Origin of the sequence: Mycobacterium sp. (assembly GCF_049280035.1) — a bacterium.
Classification (GTDB): domain Bacteria; phylum Actinomycetota; class Actinomycetes; order Mycobacteriales; family Mycobacteriaceae; genus Mycobacterium.
On the sequence record NZ_JBAPPI010000661.1, the window covers coordinates 1 to 2,798 of the forward strand.

The window sequence follows — 2,798 nt, forward strand, 5'->3', positions numbered from 1 at the left end:
CTGCAAGACCGGGTGATCGTGGCCGAGTTCAACTTCATGCTGATCGGCGCTGGCTTCTACCGTGACCATTATCGGCGCACCGCCGACGGATGGCGGATCAGCGCGACGGGATATGACCGGACCTACGATGCGACGATGTCGTTGGCGAACCTCGACTTTAAGGTGAGGCCCGGTTGCGCTCTGGCCTAAATCGCTTGTAGCTGAAGGTTATTGAGTGATTGCGATGACGGCGCCGGGCTGCAGCCACTGGATGATCTGCACCAGTTTGGCGTCGTCGATCGCTACGCAGCCCTCGGTCGGGCCACCGTCGGTGGTGTGGAAGAAGAACGCAGCGCCTTTGCCCGGCTGGCGGTCTGGGTTTACGCCCATCACCACCGCATGTTTGTACTGCGGAATCTCGAGGTTTTCACTCGCTCCGGTATCGAACGGGCACTGAGCTTTCTGGCAGACCTGCATCGTGTTGAAGGTCGGGCTGTTGTCATCGCCGCTCCACCAGTGGTTGGAGTCAACCTGCACGTACTTCAGTCCGCCACCGGGATTGGGCGCGGTCCCGAATGCGAACGGCAAGGAGTAGACCCCCATCGGGGTAGCCGGATATCCGCTTTTAGCTTGCGGCGCAAGACCTGCCGATCCGACATGGGCGGGTATGCCGGCCGCCACCGGCTGCCAGCCCGCAGCGCCACGTTGGTAGACGTCCAGTTTTGCGTTCGAACCGCCCACTCCGACAACCGAAACCACTTGGGTCGCATTGCCGACCGAAGGGGCAAACCAGGGTGCGCCGACTGCACCACCCGTTGGAGCTGCGGCCAGGGCGGCAACGGCAATGCACACCGTAGCGCACAGCGAACCCAGCAGTCGGCGCACCGTTTCATGGTCACCGCCGAGCGATCCTGACGTCAAGTAAAGGTTTAGCTTCGATCCGATCACCGCGCGGACGCGACTGGCCGCTGGCCACCTGTCGTCGCTGGCTGCGGCAATATGGTCGTATGCGTCGCACACAGGATCCCAGGGTATAGAAGGCAGGGAATGGCACCGACAGATCGCAGCCGCACGCCGACGGACGGCGGCAATACGACAAAGCTCGCCGTGGCGAGCGGCGTCGGCGTGCCGCCGCTGACGGTCTGGCTGGGATCGGCGATGTACACGTTTCCAGCCGACCGGGACGTCATCCTGGGTCGCGATCGCGGCTGCGACATCTGGTTCCACGACCTCAATCCTGACGACCTCACGCTGATATCGCGGGTGCATGCGATCCTGCGGTTCGACCGCATGCAGTGGGTCGTCGTCGACAAAAGCCAAAACGGGGTCTACGTCGCTGGTTCGCGCGCCACCGTGGTGCCCATCCACGATCGCCTAAGCATCACGCTGGGCAGCCCGCATGGGCCGCAGTTGACCTTCCGGGTCGCCAAATCGCCGACATCGTCGCAACCCCGCAATCCGCGGACGCCCGACCCCATGCCCGACGAGCCCCCAGGCGCCAGCGCGGAGACGACCGCGTTCCGGCCGGTGACCCCGCCTCCGACCCGAGCGCCGACGTCGACCCCGGTTCGTCCGACCGGACCGCAGCCGCCGCCGAGCCGACCGGACCTGCGTCGGCCGATCCGGCGGGTCACGACTCCGCCGCGTACCGGAGGATCGTCGGGTTTGGTAACCGTCGGTCGCGCCAAGACCAACACCGTGGTCGTCGACGACGCGTTGGCCTCCCGCGTGCACGCGGTGGTGGTATCCAGCCCGGCCGGTCTGGAGATCCGCGACAACAACAGCAGCAACGGCACTTTCGTGAACGGCACGCTGATCTCGCGGGCGATGCTGCGCGACGGCGACGTTGTCACGATCGGCAATACCGACCTGCTTGCGACCGGCAGCACCTTGGTACCGCAGCCCGCGGCGGCCCGCACCAGCGGGCTTATCGCGCAAGGGTTGGCGTTGACCGTCGACGGGCGCCAGCTGCTGGAGGATGTGTCCTTCATCGCCAAACCGGGGACGCTGACCGCGGTGATCGGGCCGTCGGGCGCCGGGAAATCCACGCTGGTCAAGCTGATTGGCGGTGCGATGCCGCGCAGCGCCGGTGTGGTCGCATTCGACGGGCACGACGTGCACGCCGAGTACGCCTCGATGCGTTCGCGCATCGGGGTGGTGCCCCAGGACGACGTCGTGCACCGCCAGCTCACCGTCGAGCAGGCGCTCAGCTACGCCGCCGAACTGCGACTGCCGCCCGACACCTCGGCCGACGATCGCAGGCAGGTGGTCGAGCGGGTGCTCGACGAGCTGGAATTGACTCCGCACAAGAAGACTCGCGTCGACAAGCTGTCCGGCGGGCAGCGCAAGCGCGCGTCGGTGGCCATGGAGCTGTTGACCGGCCCGTCGCTGCTGATCCTCGACGAACCGACTTCGGGGCTCGACCCGGCGTTGGACCGGCAGGTCATGACGATGCTGCGCCGGCTCGCCGACGCCGGCCGGGTGGTCATCGTGGTCACGCATTCGCTGACCTACGTGAGCATGTGCGACCAGCTGCTGCTGCTGGCGCCGGGCGGCAAGACCGCCTTCGCCGACGCCCCGTCGCAGATCGGGGCGGCGATGGGCAGCACCGACTGGGCAGACATCTTCGCCCGGGTCAGTACTGACCCCGACGGTGTGCACCGGGCGTTTTTGGCACGCCACCCCGCTGCGGCGCGACGGCCGTCGCCGACCGCCGGCGCGGCACGGCTGGGAAAACCGCCGCAGACCAGCCATTGGCGTCAGGTCTGGACGTTGGCCCGTCGTCAAACCCGGCTGATCACCGCCGATCGCGGCTACTT

Annotated in this window: 3 protein-coding genes; 2 read left to right on the forward strand and 1 reads right to left on the reverse strand. The window is 66.7% G+C overall.

Annotated features, from left to right (window positions below; translation table 11 throughout):
* On the forward strand, nt 1-189 hold a 189-nt coding region (locus tag WAN71_RS21260; RefSeq protein ID WP_422227224.1), incomplete at its 5' end, for a nuclear transport factor 2 family protein.
* A gap of 18 nt (nt 190-207) precedes the next feature.
* On the opposite strand, the gene WAN71_RS21265 is transcribed toward WAN71_RS21260, so the two are convergent.
* Nucleotides 208-864: a L,D-transpeptidase family protein gene (locus WAN71_RS21265; RefSeq protein WP_422227225.1), complete on the reverse strand. Its 657-nt coding sequence runs from the start codon at nt 862-864 to the stop codon at nt 208-210.
* Nucleotides 865-1,026: 162 nt separating this feature from the next.
* Between WAN71_RS21265 and WAN71_RS21270 the strand changes: the two genes are divergently transcribed.
* Nucleotides 1,027-2,798, forward strand: a 1,772-nt coding sequence (locus WAN71_RS21270; RefSeq protein WP_422227226.1) for an ATP-binding cassette domain-containing protein, incomplete at its 3' end; no start/stop codon positions are given.